General features: G+C 60.9%; 11 protein-coding genes. 1 reads left to right on the top strand and 10 read right to left on the bottom strand.

Features of this window, described 5'->3' with window-relative positions:
• Positions 1-93: 93 nt before the first annotated feature.
• The 8 genes from ACRESJ_RS32260 to betI all read right to left on the bottom strand — a co-directional run bounded on the left by ACRESJ_RS32260 (position 94) and on the right by betI (position 11,657).
• Complete coding sequence (locus tag ACRESJ_RS32260; protein ID WP_431761524.1) at positions 94-1,272, bottom strand: NAD(P)/FAD-dependent oxidoreductase; 1,179 nt, start codon at positions 1,270-1,272, stop codon at positions 94-96.
• A gap of 132 nt (positions 1,273-1,404) precedes the next feature.
• Positions 1,405-2,742, bottom strand: coding sequence for an ATP-dependent RNA helicase DbpA (gene dbpA, locus ACRESJ_RS32255; RefSeq protein WP_431761526.1), 1,338 nt, complete (start codon positions 2,740-2,742; stop codon positions 1,405-1,407).
• Between the two features lie 248 nt (positions 2,743-2,990).
• Entirely contained in the window at positions 2,991-4,418 is a 1,428-nt protein-coding gene (mdtD, locus tag ACRESJ_RS32250) for a multidrug transporter subunit MdtD (protein WP_431761523.1), read from the bottom strand.
• Between the two features lie 135 nt (positions 4,419-4,553).
• Positions 4,554-5,891 carry a TldD/PmbA family protein gene (locus tag ACRESJ_RS32245; protein WP_431761522.1) on the bottom strand — a complete coding sequence of 446 codons (1,338 nt, stop codon included), beginning with the start codon at positions 5,889-5,891 and terminating at the stop codon, positions 4,554-4,556.
• Positions 5,891-7,333, bottom strand: a complete 1,443-nt coding sequence (locus ACRESJ_RS32240; protein WP_431761521.1) for a TldD/PmbA family protein — start codon at positions 7,331-7,333, stop codon at positions 5,891-5,893. The genes ACRESJ_RS32245 and ACRESJ_RS32240 overlap by 1 nt, the downstream gene beginning before the upstream one ends.
• A gap of 317 nt (positions 7,334-7,650) precedes the next feature.
• Complete coding sequence (betA, locus tag ACRESJ_RS32235; protein WP_431761520.1) at positions 7,651-9,351, bottom strand: choline dehydrogenase; 1,701 nt, start codon at positions 9,349-9,351, stop codon at positions 7,651-7,653.
• 178 nt (positions 9,352-9,529) lie between these two features.
• Positions 9,530-11,002, bottom strand: a complete 1,473-nt coding sequence (betB, locus tag ACRESJ_RS32230) for a betaine-aldehyde dehydrogenase (RefSeq protein ID WP_431761519.1) — start codon at positions 11,000-11,002, stop codon at positions 9,530-9,532.
• Positions 11,003-11,063: 61 nt separating this feature from the next.
• Positions 11,064-11,657 carry a transcriptional regulator BetI gene (betI, locus tag ACRESJ_RS32225; RefSeq protein WP_431761518.1) on the bottom strand — a complete coding sequence of 198 codons (594 nt, stop codon included), beginning with the start codon at positions 11,655-11,657 and terminating at the stop codon, positions 11,064-11,066.
• 379 nt (positions 11,658-12,036) lie between these two features.
• Between betI and ACRESJ_RS32220 the strand changes: the two genes are divergently transcribed.
• Positions 12,037-13,653, top strand: a complete 1,617-nt coding sequence (locus tag ACRESJ_RS32220; RefSeq protein WP_431761525.1) for a BCCT family transporter — start codon at positions 12,037-12,039, stop codon at positions 13,651-13,653.
• Positions 13,654-13,881: 228 nt separating this feature from the next.
• Here the strand turns inward: ACRESJ_RS32220 and choV are convergent, their stop codons facing one another.
• Both choV and ACRESJ_RS32210 read right to left on the bottom strand, forming a co-directional pair.
• On the bottom strand, positions 13,882-15,060 hold the full coding sequence (gene choV / locus ACRESJ_RS32215; RefSeq protein ID WP_431761517.1) for a choline ABC transporter ATP-binding protein: 1,179 nt from the start codon (positions 15,058-15,060) through the stop codon (positions 13,882-13,884).
• Positions 15,057-15,594 (bottom strand): ABC transporter permease subunit (locus ACRESJ_RS32210; protein WP_431761516.1); only part of this gene is annotated, 538 nt, incomplete at its 5' end. The genes choV and ACRESJ_RS32210, both read right to left, overlap by 4 nt.

The following is a 15,594-nucleotide window of genomic DNA, read 5'->3' as shown; positions in this document are numbered from 1 at the left end:
GGTCAGTACATGCAACATCTCTGTTGACTGTCAGGCCGCCATCGCTGGCAAGCCAGCTCCCACAGGTATTGCATTTGCATCGGTTGATACGGATCAGACGTACTGCGCGGCGGCGTAGCCTGAAGCCCAGGCCCACTGGAAGTTGAAGCCGCCCAAATGCCCGGTCACGTCGAGCACTTCGCCGATGAAGTACAGGCCGGGGGTTTTCAGGGATTCCATGGTCTTGGACGAAACTTCGTTGGTGTTCACGCCACCGAGCGTCACCTCGGCGGTGCGGTAGCCTTCGGTGCCGGCGGGCACGACTTTCCAGCTCGCCAGTTTTTCGGCGATGTCGGCAATTTCGGCGTGGGTGTACTGCTTCATCGGTTTGGACACGAACCAGTTGTCCGCCAGCAGGTTGGCCATCTTCTTGGTGAAGATTTCCCCGAGCAGGGTTTTCAGTTCGCTGTTGGGGCGTTCGGCCTGTTGCTGTTGCAGCCAGGTCGGCACGTCGTGGTCCGGCATCAGGTTGATCTCGACGGTGTCACCCGATTCCCAGAACGAAGAAATCTGCAAGATCGCCGGGCCGCTGAGGCCGCGGTGAGTGAAGAGGATGTTCTCGCGGAAGCTTTGGTCATTGCAGCTCACCAGGCAATCCACCGAAGTGCCGGACAGTTCGCTGCACAGCGCCTTGAGCTGATCAGTGATGGTGAACGGCACCAGCCCGGCACGGGTTGGCAGCAGCTCGTGACCGAATTGCTTGGCTACTTGATAACCGAAGCCGGTGGCGCCCAGGGTTGGAATCGACAGGCCGCCAGTGGCGATCACCAACGATTCGCAGGTGACCTGACCGAGGGTGGTGTCCAGCAGATAACCCTGCTCAAGCTTCTCGATGGTCTGGATCGAAGTGTCCAGATGCAGGCTGACGCCGACCTGATCGCATTCGTTGAGGAGCATTTCCAGGATGTCGCTGGACTTGTTATCGCAGAACAGCTGACCGAGTTTTTTCTCGTGATACGGCACGCCATGCTTGGCGACCATGCCGATGAAATCCCACTGGGTATAGCGGGCCAGGGCGGATTTGCAGAAATGCGCGTTCTGCGAGAGGAAATTGCTCGGCTCGGTGTACATGTTGGTGAAATTGCAGCGGCCACCGCCCGACATCAGGATTTTCTTGCCGGCCTTGTTGGCATGGTCGAGCAGCAGCACCTTGCGACCACGGCCAGCGGCGGTCAGTGCACACATCAACCCTGCGGCGCCAGCGCCAATGATCACGACTTCGGTAGAGCGCAAAACGGTGTCCTCACACAATGATCGTTCCCACGCTCTGCGTGGGAATGCCGCCATGGACGCTCTGCGTCCGCTCTTTTGTGACGCGGAGCGTCACGGGGTGCATTCCCACGCAGAGCGTGGGAACGATCGGAGTCAGAGGATACGCACGCGCAGCGAACGGCCCTTGATCTTGCCGTCGTTCAGGCGCTGCAAGGCCTGCTTGGCGATGCCGCGTTCCACGGCCACATAGGCCTGGAAGTCGAAAATCGCGATCTTGCCGACCTGGGCGCCCGGGATGCCGGCATCACCGGTCAATGCACCCAGGATGTCGCCCGGACGGACCTTGTCCTTGCGACCGGCAGCGATGCACAGGGTGCTCATCTGCGGCAGCAGCGGACCGCCACCCTGGGACTTGAGGTTGTCCACCTGATCCCAGGTCAACGGCGTCTTCTGCAACTCTTCGATGGCCTGCGCACGCTGTGCTTCGGATGGTGCGACCAGGCTGATCGCCAAGCCTTTCTCACCTGCGCGGCCAGTACGGCCAACGCGGTGGATGTGGATTTCCGAGTCACGAGCCAGTTCGACGTTGATCACCATGTCCAGGGAATCGATATCGAGACCACGGGCGGCGACGTCAGTGGCCACCAGCACCGAGGTGCTGCGGTTGGCGAACATCGCCAGGACCTGATCACGGTCACGCTGTTCCAGATCGCCATGCAGGCCAACGGCGGAGATGCCCTTGGCGGTCAGGTGATCGACGGTTTCCTGGACCTGCTGCTTGGTGAAGCAGAAGGCCACGCAGGACGCCGGGCGGAAGTGGCCGAGGACCTTGGTCACGGCACTCATGCGATCTTCCGGGGAAATCTCGTAGAAACGTTGTTCGATCTGCGTGTCGTCGTGGAACGCCTCAGCCTTCACCTGCTGCGGGTTGCGCATGAACTTCGACGCCAGTTGCTTGATGCCCACCGGGTAGGTGGCGGAGAACAGCAGGGTCTGGCGACGCTCCGGGGCCTGCATGATGATTTCTTCGATGGAGTCGTAGAAACCCATGTCAAGCATGCGGTCGGCTTCGTCGAGGATGAGGGTGTTCAGGCCATGGAGTACCAGCGAGCCCTTGCGCAGGTGCTGCTGGATACGACCCGGAGTGCCGACGATGATGTGCGCGCCGTGCTCCAGCGAAGCGATCTGCGGGCCGAGGGACACGCCGCCGCACAAGGTCAGGACCTTGATGTTGTCTTCGGCACGGGCCAGACGACGGATTTCCTTGGCGACCTGGTCGGCCAGCTCGCGGGTCGGGCACAGGATCAGCGCCTGGCAACCGAAGTAGCGCGGATTGATCGGGTTCAGCAGGCCGATGCCGAAGGCAGCGGTCTTGCCGCTGCCGGTCTTGGCCTGGGCGATCAGGTCCATCCCCTTGAGGATCACCGGCAAGCTCTGCGCCTGGATCGGCGTCATCTGGGTATAACCGAGGGAATCGAGGTTAGCCAGCATGGCGGCGGACAACGGCAGAGTACTGAATTCGGTGGCGATGGTGGTCACGGGACTGGCCTGCAAAACAAAATGTCGCGCAGTGTACCAGTCCGATGGCCAATAGCCCGTAGTTTCCGGACGAGAAGTCGCCGAGCGAAGACCAGGCAAGGCGAAAATAGGCGAGAAAGCGGAGTTGGCTTTAGCCAATGAGCATTTCGAGGCTATTTTCAACGCAGCATGGTCGAGCGCAGGCACTTCTCGTCCGGAAACTAAGGCTCAATGTGCTCTTCCGGACTTCTGACACGCCGTCCGTCATTCTTGGACAGCTGCGAGAAGATCGTCGCCGCCAGCATCGCCATGATGCCGACGGTCACGAACGTCAGCTGGAACGCCCCCAAAACCGTTTCGACACCATCATTTCCGACCTCTGCGGTAAAGCCGCCGAGCAGTGCGCCGGCGCAAGCCACCCCAAGGCTCAGGGACAATTGCGCCACCACCGACAGCAAACTGTTGCCGCTGCTGGCGCTTTCGTCGTCGAGGTCGATCAGGGTCACGGTGTTCATCGCGGTGAACTGCAAGGAGTTGATCGCCCCCAAAATCGCCAGCAGGCACAACAGCAGCCAATACGGCGTCTGCTCGCTGACCAGGCCCATGCTCGCCAACATGATTCCCAGCGCGAGGGTGTTGCCGGTGAGCACGATGCGGTAGCCCAGGCGTTCGATCATCGGGCGCGCCACCCATTTGGCGACCATCGCCGCGGCGGCCAGCGGCAGCATGCTCATCCCGGCTTGTGATGGCGAATAGCCCAACGCCACTTGCAGCAGCAACGGCACGAGGAAGGGCAGGGCGCCGCTGCCGAGCCGGGCGAACAGGTTGCCGAGGATGCCGACGGCAAACGTCCGGGTCTTGAACAGCGATGGCGAGAACAAAGGGTTTTCGATGTGCCCGGCGCGCAACCAGTACGCCGCCAGGCAGGCCATGCCGCCGAACAGCAGCAACATGACCCGCAGGTGCGGCAGATGCAGTTCGCCGAGGCCTTCCATGGCGATGGTGATCAAAATCATCGCCGCGCCGAACAACACGAATCCCAGGCTATCGAAGCGGGTCCGCTCGGAGCCGCGCAGGTCGGGAATGAATTTCCAAACCGCATAGCAACCCACGAGGCCCACCGGCAGATTGATCAGGAAGATCCAGTGCCAGGTCAGGTATTGCACCATCCAGCCGCCCATGGTCGGCCCGATCAGCGGGCCGAGCAGCCCGGGAATGGTAATGAAACCCATGATCCGCACCAGCTCTGAGCGCGGGTAGGCGCGCAACACCACCAGTCGCCCGACCGGCAACATCAACGCACCGCCCAGACCCTGAATGACTCGGGCGCCAATCAGCATGCTCAAGCTGCTCGACAGTGCGCAGAGCAATGAGCCGAAGCTGAACAGCAGAATCGCGCTGAAGAAGATTTTGCGGGTGCCGAAGCGGTCGGCGATCCAGCCTGAGGCAGGGATCAGCAGCGCGACCGTGAGCATGTAGGCAATGATCACGCCCTGCATGCGCAGAGGGTCTTCGGCCAGATCACGGGCCATGGCTGGCAAGGCCGTGTTGAGGATCGTCCCGTCGAGGGACTGCATGAAAAAGGCAATGGCGACGACCCACGGCACCCAGCGGGCGGTGACTGGATCGAGAGGCGGGCGGTTGGGCATGGGACCTCTGGTAATTGGGCTGTTCACCGACCCTGTGGGAGCTGGCTTGCCAGCGATGAGGCCATCAAATTCGACATCGTTGTCGGATGACAGATCGCCATCGCTGGCAAGCCAGCTCCCACAGGTTTTGCGTTGTTATAGGGTCAGCGTCAACCGGCTGACCAGTGCACCCGGCAACAACGCCGACGCCGTCGCCCGCTGGCTGTACGTACTCGCCGACAACAGCAACTCCCGCTCTGCAGTCAATGCTTCCAACTGCGAACCCAGCAGGCTGAAGGCACTGTCATCGAAGCGCATGGTGCTGACCGGCGCCTGTATTTCGCCGTTCTCGACCCAGAACGTCGCGAAGCGGGTCATGCCGGTCAGGCGTGCCGCTGGTTGATCCGAGAAGTTCAGGTACCACAGGTTGCTGATGTACAAACCGGTGCCCAGTTGCTGGAGGATGTCTGCCTCAGGCAACGTCCCGGCGTGCATGTTCAATGCACTTGGCGATTCGCCGCCGCTGGCGCCGTTGGCGGTCAGGCCGTATTCGGCGGCGCTGCGTGAGCCGACCATTTTCGCACCGGCCTTGCCTTCGACAATCAAGCCCAGATCACTGCGCGGATAGCCCTCGTCGGAGAAGGCAGGGCTCAGCGAACCACTGACTTTTTCATCGAGCGATACCAATGGGCTGAACGCCTGGTCGCCACCGTACAGCTTCTGCAACGGGCTGCTTTTGCTGGCAATCGACTGCGCCGAAAAACCGCCCCAGCACAGCATGCCCATGATTTCCTCCAGCGCGGCGGGTGCCAGGTAGGCGCGATATTGGCCCGGTGGCAGCGTGCGCAAAGGCCGCCCCAGATATTCGAGCTGCTCACGTGCCTGTTGGAAGCGCTTGGCAAACCCTTCGCTGCTCCAGTCGTGGCCGGCATAGCTGGCTTTCACCGCCTGGCCGTTTTCATGGAACAGGCTGAAGTCAAAGTTGAAGCTGTTTGCCTGATGCCAGCCGAACGCCCCGGCGGAGCTGGCAAAGCCACGGCTGATGGGGCCTGCGGCATAGAAGCCGACCAGGTCCAGGCCTTCAGCGGCGCGGGTGATTTCAGCAACCACCTGCTCGGTGTCCGGCAGCGGATGCTCCTGCACGTTCTTGCTTTGCCAGCCGTTGTAGTTGAGCAGCAGGTAAGGGTCTTGTGGCAGCAGCGGCAAGGTTTCGCGCAGTTGCTGCAGGCCTTCGGCCAGCCGCTCAAAATCGACCTGCGGATCGCCCGCCAGGGTGATGTTCAGGTCGGCGTGGCGGCCATCGTTGATCAGTTTCAAACCGATACTCGCCTGTTGCACCTGACCGGCCTGACGCACCTTGGCGTGGTTGAAACGCACAAAGGCCGATGACTCGGCGGCGTAGCTGAGGGTGAACTGTTCCGGTTCGCGCAGCGCTTGGCGCAAACCGGTGACCAATGCCCTGAATGACTCGGCCTGAGCCTTGGATGTACTCATCAGGCGTCTCCCCCAAACACATCAACGTTGCTGAACACGCAGGCCGGCGAGGCATGACCCACGCGAATCACCTGGTTCGGTTCGCCCTTGCCACAGTTGGGTGTACCGAGCACCTTGAAGGTGCTCGCATCGCCGACCGCGCTGAGGCTTTTCCAGAATTGAGCGGAAATCGCCCGGTAATTCGGGTTCTTCACCACGCCCTTGAGCTCGCCGTTTTCGATCAACTGGCCCCATTCACAACCGAACTGGAATTTGTTGCGCGCATCGTCGATGGACCAGGAACGGTTGGTGCTCATCAGGATGCCGTGTTCGATGTTGCCAATCAGTTGCGCAAGCGGCTGATCGCCCGGCTCGATATTGAGGTTGGCCATGCGATCGATCGGCGGACGGTTCCAGCCGCAGGCACGGCTGTTGGCAACGCCGGTAAGGCCTGCGCGGAATTGCGACAGCGCACCGCCCAATGGGCGCAGCAACAGGCCTTCGCGGATCAGGAACTGCTTGCTGGCGGCGGTGCCGTCGTCGTCATGCCCGTAGCTGGCCAGTTGCTCGGGAATGTCCGGATCGAAGGTCACGTTGAGCAGTTTCGAGCCGTAGTGCAGGTGGCCGAAGTCTTCGGCTTTCACAAAGCTGGTGCCGGCGTAATTGCGTTCATCGCCCAGGATACGGTCCAGCTCCAGCGGGTGGCCGATGGATTCGTGGATCTGCAACATCATCTGGTCGGGCATCAGCAGCAGGTCGCGCGGACCTTGCGGTGTATTAGGTGCCAGAAGCAACTGCAGCGCTTGATCGGCGACTTGTGGGCCAGCGCCGACCAGGCCGCAACGGCTGATGACATCAGCGCCGCCCTGCTGGCCGAAATTCTCGCGACCGAGGCTGCGGGTCTGACTGTCGTTGCCGTCGTAGGCCGTGACATCCAGGCCCGGGTAGACGAATCGCTGGGCCTGGCGCAGTTCGGCACCGGCGCTGTTGAGGTAGATCTGCTCGACGTGGGTGATGCCGATGCTCACCTGCCAGTTCACCAGGCGCTCGTCCTTGGGCACGGCGGCCGATTCGGCGCCGAGCAATTGATAGCACTCGCTCAGGGACGGGAACGGCTGGTCGAGGTTCGGCGAGAAGTAATCGGCGCGATCACTGGACACGGCTTGTTCGCGCAAGTCCAGCAAGGCGTGGGGCTTGAGTAGGCGTGCCTGCTGTTCGGCGCGTTCGAGGGCGGTTTGCAGGCCTTGTTGCGACAGGTCGTTGGTGGCGGCATAGGCTTCGACGCCGTTGACCCGCACCGTCAGCATCGCGCCTTCGTCACGGCTCAGGCTCGGCGGTTCGGCGACGTTCTTGCGCACCGACAGGTACTGGCCGGACTCGCGCACATAACGCAGGGAAAAGAATTCAGCGCCCGTGCGCAAGGCAGCAAAACGCTGCTTGAGCTGGGGGTGGAAATCGAACATGCGGGAACCTCCTTGGCATGGAGTGACGGTGCAGCGGTGTTGCGAGGAGAGGGGGGAAACGATTGCGTGGCGCTAGATTAGGCCGGCGTGGGGGGAGGATCAAGGCTAGAGGTGATATGGCGAGGGATGATCGTTCCCATGCTCTGCGTGGGAATGCCTCAAGGGACGCTCCGCGTTCCAGTCACGCTGCCGATTCTGGTCTGGCACCGATGGGACGCAGAGCGTCCCGGGCTGCGTTCCCACGCGGAGCGTGGGAACGATCAATCAACGAAGATCCTGTGGGAGCGGGCTTGCCCGCGATTGGGGTCGACGCGGTCTTAAGCCGGCTGGCTCACTTCCCGCATCGCCTTGCCCTTCACCGGCGCATCACCTGCCACATAGTAGTCGGCGGTGCTGCGTGGCAGCGGCTTGCGACCACGGATCTTGTCGGCGATTTTCTCGGCCATCATGATCGTCGGGGCATTCAGGTTGCCGGTGGTGATGATCGGCATGATCGAGGCATCGACCACGCGCAGGCCCTGCATGCCATGCACGCGACCCTGGCCATCGACCACCGCCATCTCGTCGGTGCCCCTCGTGCACGAGCAGGACGGGTGGAACGCGGTTTCGGCGTGCTCACGGATGAACTTGTCCAGCTGCTCATCGGTTTGCACTTCGATGCCCGGGCTGATTTCGCGACCACGGAAGGCATCCAGCGCAGGCTGTTGCATGATTTCACGGGTCAGGCGGATGCCGTCGCGGAATTCCTGCCAGTCCTGCTCGGTGGCCATGTAGTTGAACAAGATGCTCGGGTGCTGGCGCGGGTCCTTGGATTTGACCTGGATACGACCACGGCTCGGCGAACGCATGGAACCCATGTGAGCCTGGAAACCATGTTCTTTCACACCGTTGCTGCCGTTGTAGTTAATCGCTACCGGCAGGAAGTGGTACTGGATGTTCGGCCATTCGAACTCTTCGCGAGTGCGGATGAAACCGCCGGCTTCGAACTGGTTACTGGCACCGATACCAGTGCCGTTGAACAGCCATTCGGCACCAATGGCCGGTTGGTTGTGCAGCAGCAGCGACGGGTACAGCGAGACCGGTTGGGTGCAGGCGTATTGCAAGTACAGCTCGAGGTGATCCTGCAGGTTTTCGCCAACGCCTGGCAGGTCGTGGACCACCGGGATGTCGAGGCTCTTCAGCAGTTTTGCCGGACCCACGCCGGAGCGTTGCAGCAGTTGCGGCGAAGCGATGGCGCCGGAGCAGACCAGCACTTCCTTGCGCGCCTTCGCTTCAACACGCTCTTCAGCAGCGCCCACCAGATAACGAACGCCAACCGCACGCTTGCCTTCGAACAGGATCTTGTCGGTCAGGGCATGGGTGACGATGGTCAGGGTCGAACGCTTCTTGGCGGTGTCCAGGTAGCCGCGAGCGGTGCTGGAGCGACGGCCCTTCGGCGTCACGGTACGGTCCATCGGGCCGAAGCCTTCCTGCTGGTAACCGTTCAAGTCTTCGGTGCGCGGGTAACCGGCTTGCACGCCGGCTTCAACCATGGCGTGGAACAGCGGATTGTTACCGGCTTTCGGGGTGGTCACGCTGACCGGGCCTTCGCCGCCGTGGTAGTCGTTCGGGCCGATGTCACGGGTTTCGGCCTTGCGGAAATACGGCAGGCAATCGAGGTAGGTCCAGTCTTCCAGGCCTGGCAGTTTCGCCCAGCCGTCGTAGTCCATGGCGTTACCGCGGATGTAGCACATGCCGTTGATCAGCGAGGAACCACCCAGGCCCTTGCCGCGACCGCATTCCATCCTGCGACCGTCCATGTACGGCTCGGCGTCGGTTTCGTAGGCCCAGTTGTAGCGACGGCCTTGCAGCGGGAACGCCAGGGCAGCTGGCATTTGCGTGCGGAAGTCCATGCGGTAATCCGGGCCGCCCGCTTCGAGGAGCAGGACGGTGACGCCTTCGTCTTCAGTCAGACGGGTCGCCAGGGTGTTACCGGCGGAGCCGGCACCGATGATGATGTAATCGAATTCTTGGGACATTGAATGCACCCTCTTTGATGGTGGTCAGGTCAGGCCTCGGCGAGTGCTGCGCACTCGATTCGCTGGCAAGCCAGCTCCCACAAGGATTGGGGCTGCCACAGATTTGATGGACGACGCCAAACCTGTGGGAGCGGGCTTGCCCGCGAAGAGGCCCTCGCAGGCAATACAAATCTCGGGCTTAGAACACCGAGACGTAATCGCCCAGTTCGACCTGTACCGATTTGATGCGAGTGAAGTTGTTCAGCGAGCTGATCCCGTTCTCACGGCCAACACCCGACTGCTTGTAGCCACCGACTGGCATCTTGGCGTCGGACTCGCCCCAGGCGTTGATCCAGCAGATGCCGGCTTCCAGTTGATGGATGATGCGGTGGGCACGGTTCAGGTCTTTGGTGACCACACCGGCGGCCAGGCCGAAGTCGGTGTCGTTGGCGCGGCGGATCACTTCTTCTTCGGTTTCGTACGACAGGATCGCCATCACCGGGCCGAAGATTTCTTCGCGAACGATGGTCATGTCGTCGGTGCAGTCGGTGAATACGGTCGGCGCAACGAACGCACCCTTGGCGAATTCGCCGTCAGTCAGACGCTCGCCGCCGCACAGCACGCGTGCACCTTCTTCCTTGCCCTTGGCGATGTAGCCCAGCACGCTTTCCATGTGGGCAAAGCTGACCAGCGGGCCGAAGTTGGTGTTTTCGTCTTCCGGGTTACCGATGCGGATGCGCGCCACGCGCTCGGCGATCTTGGCTTCGAAGGCGGCTTTCATGTGGCTCGGCACGAACACGCGGGTGCCGTTGGTGCAGACCTGACCGGAGCTGTAGAAGTTGGCCATCATCGCGGTGTCGGCGGCGCGATCCAGGTCGGCGTCGTCGCAGATGATCAGCGGGGATTTGCCGCCCAGCTCCATGGTCACGTCCTTGAGCGAAGAGCTCGAAGCGCTGGCCATGACTTTTTTGCCAGTGTCGGTGCCGCCAGTGAACGAGATTTTCTCGATGCGTGGGTGCTCGGTCAGCCAAGTGCCGACTTCGCGGCCGCTGCCGGTCAGGACGTTGAACACGCCGTTTGGCACACCGGCTTCGGTGTAGATTTCAGCCAGTTTCAGTGTGGTCAGGGAAGTGACTTCGCTTGGCTTGAAGATCATCGCGTTGCCGGCCGCCAGGGCAGGCGCGGATTTCCACAGGGCGATCTGGATCGGGTAGTTCCACGCGCCGATACCGGCGACAACACCCAAAGGCTCGCGACGGGTGTAGACGAACGAAGTGGTGCGCAGAGGAATCTGCTCGCCTTCGATGGCCGGCACCAGGCCTGCGTAGTACTCCAGCACGTCGGCGCCAGTAACGATGTCGACGTAGCGGGTTTCGGAGTAGGCCTTGCCGGTGTCCAGGGTTTCCAGGGCAGCCAGTTCGTCGTTGCGCTCACGCAGGATTTCCACGGCGCGACGCAGGATGCGCGAACGCTCCATGGCGGTCATGGCGGCCCAGATTTTCTGGCCCTTTTCGGCGCTGACGACGGCGCGCTCGACGTCTTCCTTAGTGGCACGTTGTACTTTTGCGAGGACTTCACCGTTAGCCGGGTTGATGGCTTCGAAAGTGGCGTCGCTGCCAGCGTCGGAGTAAGCACCATCGATGTAGAGTTTTTGCAGTTCGAAACGGGCCATAAAGTCCTCGCAAGTGCATAAGTGGTGGCACGGTGCGGGTGTCGAGCGTTCTTTTTGTGCTCTAACTCACCCGCTTGGCCAGTTGGATATCCATGTATTCGTAAGCGATCTGTTGCGCCTGCCCGGTGTCGAAAGCGTCTCCCGACAGCGCGCCGCGCAACCACAAACCGTCAATCAACGCTGCCAGGCCTCGGGCCGCACTGCGCGCATCATCGAGCGGCAGCACACGGCGGAACTGGCAGCACAGGTTGGAATACAGACGGTGATCGTTAATCCGCTGCAACCTGTGCAAAGACGGCTGGTGCATGCTGGTGGCCCAGAAGGCCAGCCAGGTTTTCATTGCCGGGCCATTGACCTGGCTGGCGTCAAAGTTGCCTTCGATGATCACCTGCAGATGCGCCCGTGGGCTGTCATCTGTCAGCGCCTGACGGCGCGCGGTGACGTTCTCGCTCAGCACAGTCATCAAGTACCCCATGGTGGCGGCGATCAGGCCATTCTTGTCCTGAAAGTAGTGACTGATGATGCCGTTCGAGACACCGGCCAAACGGGCGATCAGCGCAATGCTGGCGTCCCCCATTCCGACCTGATCGACGGCCAGTAGCGTGGCTTCGATCAATTGTTGGCGGCGGATGGGTTGCATACCGACCTTGGGCATCTTGCACATCTCCTTAGGCCTTCCGGCAGACGCAGAACGTCCATCGGCTTGAGGGCCAGTCTATTTTGTTTTGATTGAACGTTCAATCAACAAAGAATAAGATCTGCGACAATTCGTCGCTGCTCACAGATTTTTCCTACGTGTAAATGACGAAAATCCGACATCTAAAACGGCTGGAAACCTATACGCCACGGCGCTTATCAGGTTTCCGGCTTTTTCCGGGTGTCTTTATAACACCCGCTGGTCGGCTGCCAACTAACCGATTGGTCGGGTATCGCACTGCCTTGTGATCTTCTCCCGCACTGCCCGGAGCATCTGTGCCATGAGTTCTGCCTCACTAATAAAGACCCCACCCGAGAAGGTGACGGTCAACGGTTGGGTGTTCTACACCTCTACCGCGTTGATTCTGTTGTTGACCGCCATTCTGATCATCGCCCCGCAAGAGGCCGGTCGAATGCTCGGTACGGCTCAAGCCTGGCTGTCGCGCAGCTTTGGCTGGTATTACATGGTGGTGATCGCCGCTTACCTGATTTTTGTCGTCGGCCTGGCGTTCTCGTCCTACGGCAAACTGAAACTGGGCAGCAAGGAAGACACCCCGGATTTCAGCTACGGCGCTTGGGCGGGGATGCTGTTCTCGTCGGGCATCGGTATCTCGTTGCTGTATTTCGGCGCTTCCGAGCCGCTGGACCACTTCTTCAATCCGCCCGAAGGCGTGGCCGGCAGCAACCTGGCGGCACGCCAGGCGGTTCAGCTGACGTTCCTGCATTGGGGCCTGCATGGCTGGGCGATCTACGCGTTGGTCGGCCTGGCGGTGGCGTACTTTGCGTACCGTCATCAACAGCCGCTGGCGTTGCGCTCGGCGTTGTATCCGCTGGTGGGCGAGCGTTGGGTCAAGGGCGCGGCCGGTCATGCGGTGGACGGCTTCGGCATGTTCGTGACGCTGCTGGGCTTGGTGACCAACCTGGGGATTGGTTCGCTGCAAGTGTCGTCGGGCCTGGAAAACCTGTTCGGCATGGAGCACAGCAACACCAACCTGCTGATCGTGATCATTGTGATGAGCACCGTGGCGACCATCGCTGCGGTGTCGGGTGTGGAAAACGGCATTCGTCGTCTGTCCAACCTCAACATCATCCTGTTCAGTGGCCTGCTGATTTTCGTGCTGCTGTTTGGCCCGACCCTGCACCTGCTCAACGGCTTCGTGCAGAACGTCGGCGACTACCTGAACGGTGTGGTGCTGAAGACTTTCGATCTCTATGTGTATGAAGGCGACACTGAAAAGTCCGACCGCTGGCTGGGCCTGTGGACTCTGTTCTACTGGGCCTGGTGGATTTCCTGGGCACCATTCGTGGGCATGTTCATCGCGCGTATTTCCCGTGGTCGCACGGTGCGTGAACTTGTGGCTGGCGTGTTGCTGATTCCGCTGGGTTTCACCCTGGCGTGGCTGTCGATCTTCGGTAACTCGGCCCTGGACCTGGTGATGAACCATGGGGCGGTGGAGCTGGGCAAGACGGCGCTGGAACAGCCATCGATGGCGATCTACCAGTTACTGGAGCATTACCCGGCGTCGAAGGTGGTGATCGGCGTGTCTATCTTTGTCGGTTTCGTGCTGTTCCTGACCCCGGCGGATTCCGGCGCCGTGATGATGGCCAACCTGTCGTGCAAGGGCGGCACTGTTGACGAAGACGCCCCGCACTGGCTGCGGATCTTCTGGTCGGCGGTGATCACCCTGGTGACCATCGGTCTGCTGTTCGCGGGTAACTTCGAAGCCATGCAAACCATGGTGGTGCTGGCTGGCCTGCCGTTCTCGGTGGTGCTGGTGTTCTTCATGTTCGGTTTGCACAAGGCCATGCGCCAGGACATGGAGATCGAACAGGAGCAAGCGGAACTGGCGGCGCGTAGTCGTCGGGGTTTCACCGAGCTTTTGACCGAGTTGGATTTGGAGCCGGGTCAGTCGCAAGTGCGTAAGAGCACAACGGCAGCCAGCGTTACGAATTGATCGGGTGTTTGGCTGAGTTGTGAGTGACTGATCGTTCCCACGCTCTGCGTGGGAATGCCTCAAGGGACGCTCTGCGTTCCAGTCACACCACCGGTTTTCGGTCTGGGACCGATGGGACGCGGAGCGTCCCGGGCTGCATTCCCACGCAGAGCGTGGGAACGATCAATTTCCCGATACCCCACAAACAAAAACGCCGCGATCTCTCGCGGCGTTTTTGTATCTGTTGCCTTACCCCAGGTTCTTGCCGAGCAGTGCGTGATACAGCTCGCTGTCGCCAAGGATGCCGACAACCTTGTTGTTGTCGTGCAGCACCAGTTTATTGCCGGTGTGGTAACGAATCTGCAGCGCGTCGCGCATGCCGATGTTTGAATCCACCAGCGTTGGCCGGCGGCCCAAACCTTCAACGGCCTGACCCGGTGCCCAGTTTTGCAGATCCAGAGCCGAGCCATTCTGGCGCGCGCCCTTGATGGTGTTGCCTTCCGCCAGGTCCAGCCAGGAATCGCCGCCCGGATCCAGGCACACCGAACCATTGATGCGTTTGCAGTTGTCCAGGGTGCGCATCAGGCTGCGACCGCACAGCACGTTCAGCGGGTTGGTGTGGGCCACGAAGGTCCGCACGTAGTCGTCCGCCGGGTTGAGGACGATTTCTTCCGGCTTGCTGTACTGGATGATCCGGCCGTCTTTCATGATCGCGATACGGCTGCCGAGCTTGAGGGCTTCATCGAGGTCGTGGCTCACGAACACGATGGTCTTGCTCAGCTTGCGTTGCAGTTCCAGCAGTTCATCCTGCAGACCCTGGCGGATCAGCGGGTCGAGTGCCGAAAACGGTTCGTCCATCAGCAAAATGTCGGCGTCCATCGCCAGCGCACGGGCCAGGCCCACACGCTGTTGCATACCACCGGACAGTTCGTCGGGCTTCTTGTTACGCCATTGGGTCAGGCCCACCAGTTCGAGTTTCTCATCGACCAGCTTCTTGCGTTCCTTCTCCGGACGGCCCTGCATTTCCAGCCCGAAGCTGATGTTCTCGCGCACCGTCAGCCAAGGCATCAGGGCGAACTTCTGGAACACCATCGCGATGCGCTTGGTGCGCATCATTTTCAGTTCCGCGGCGGTGCAGGAAGCAATGTCGATCTGCTTGCCTTCGTGCTCGACGAACAGTTTGCCGCGGCTGACGGTGTTGAGGCCGTTGATGCAGCGCAGCAAGCTGGACTTGCCGGAGCCGGACAGGCCCATCAGTACGCAGATTTCACCTTTTTCGATGTCCAGGCTGGCCTTTTCCACACCTACGATCTGGCCGGTCTTTTTCAGGATCTCGTTACGGGTCATGCCCTGATCCAGCAGCTTGAGTGCCTCGCGCGGATCCTTGGTGAAGATCACATCGACGTTTTCGAAGCGAATTATGCTCATGCGTCACCCCCTACTTTAGCGTCGGGTTGTTTGCAGATACGGTCGAGCATGATCGCCAGCAGTACGATCGCCAGGCCTGCTTCGAAGCCCAGGGCGATATCAGCGGTATTCAGTGCATTGACCACCGGTTTGCCCAGGCCATCGGCACCCACCAGTGCCGCAATCACCACCATCGACAGGGACAGCATGATGCACTGGGTGATACCGGCCGCGATGCTTGGCATGGCGTGGGGCAGTTCGATTCGCGAGAGCAACTGACGTCGCGAGCAGCCAAAGGCCTTGCCGGCGTCCATCAATTCTTCCGGAACATCGCGGATACCCAGGTAGGTCAGGCGGATGGGCGCGGCAATCGCGAATACCACCGTTGAGATCAGGCCCGGGACCACACCCAGCCCGAAGAGGGTCAGGGTAGGAATGAGGTAAACGAAGGTCGGTACGGTCTGCATCAGATCGAGTACCGGACGCATTAAAGTGTAGAACATCGGCTTGTGCGCCGCGACGATTCCCAGCGGTACGCCGATGACCACGCAGACC

Origin of the sequence: Pseudomonas sp. (assembly GCF_050739655.1) — a bacterium.
Taxonomy (GTDB): Bacteria; Pseudomonadota; Gammaproteobacteria; order Pseudomonadales; family Pseudomonadaceae; genus Aquipseudomonas.
Note: the sequence above shows the minus strand (reverse complement) of the source record. Positions and strands in the feature narration are given on the sequence as shown.

Coding starts and splice junctions, on each gene's coding strand:
- betA (WP_431761520.1), bottom strand. CDS start 9,351: ATGTCCCAAGAATTCGATTACATCATCATCGGTGCCGGCTCCGCCGGT.
- choV (WP_431761517.1), bottom strand. CDS start 15,060: ATGAGCATAATTCGCTTCGAAAACGTCGATGTGATCTTCACCAAGGAT.
- ACRESJ_RS32245 (WP_431761522.1), bottom strand. CDS start 5,891: ATGAGTACATCCAAGGCTCAGGCCGAGTCATTCAGGGCATTGGTCACC.
- dbpA (WP_431761526.1), bottom strand. CDS start 2,742: ATGCTGGCTAACCTCGATTCCCTCGGTTATACCCAGATGACGCCGATC.
- ACRESJ_RS32240 (WP_431761521.1), bottom strand. CDS start 7,333: ATGTTCGATTTCCACCCCCAGCTCAAGCAGCGTTTTGCTGCCTTGCGC.
- mdtD (WP_431761523.1), bottom strand. CDS start 4,418: ATGCCCAACCGCCCGCCTCTCGATCCAGTCACCGCCCGCTGGGTGCCG.
- betB (WP_431761519.1), bottom strand. CDS start 11,002: ATGGCCCGTTTCGAACTGCAAAAACTCTACATCGATGGTGCTTACTCC.
- betI (WP_431761518.1), bottom strand. CDS start 11,657: ATGCCCAAGGTCGGTATGCAACCCATCCGCCGCCAACAATTGATCGAA.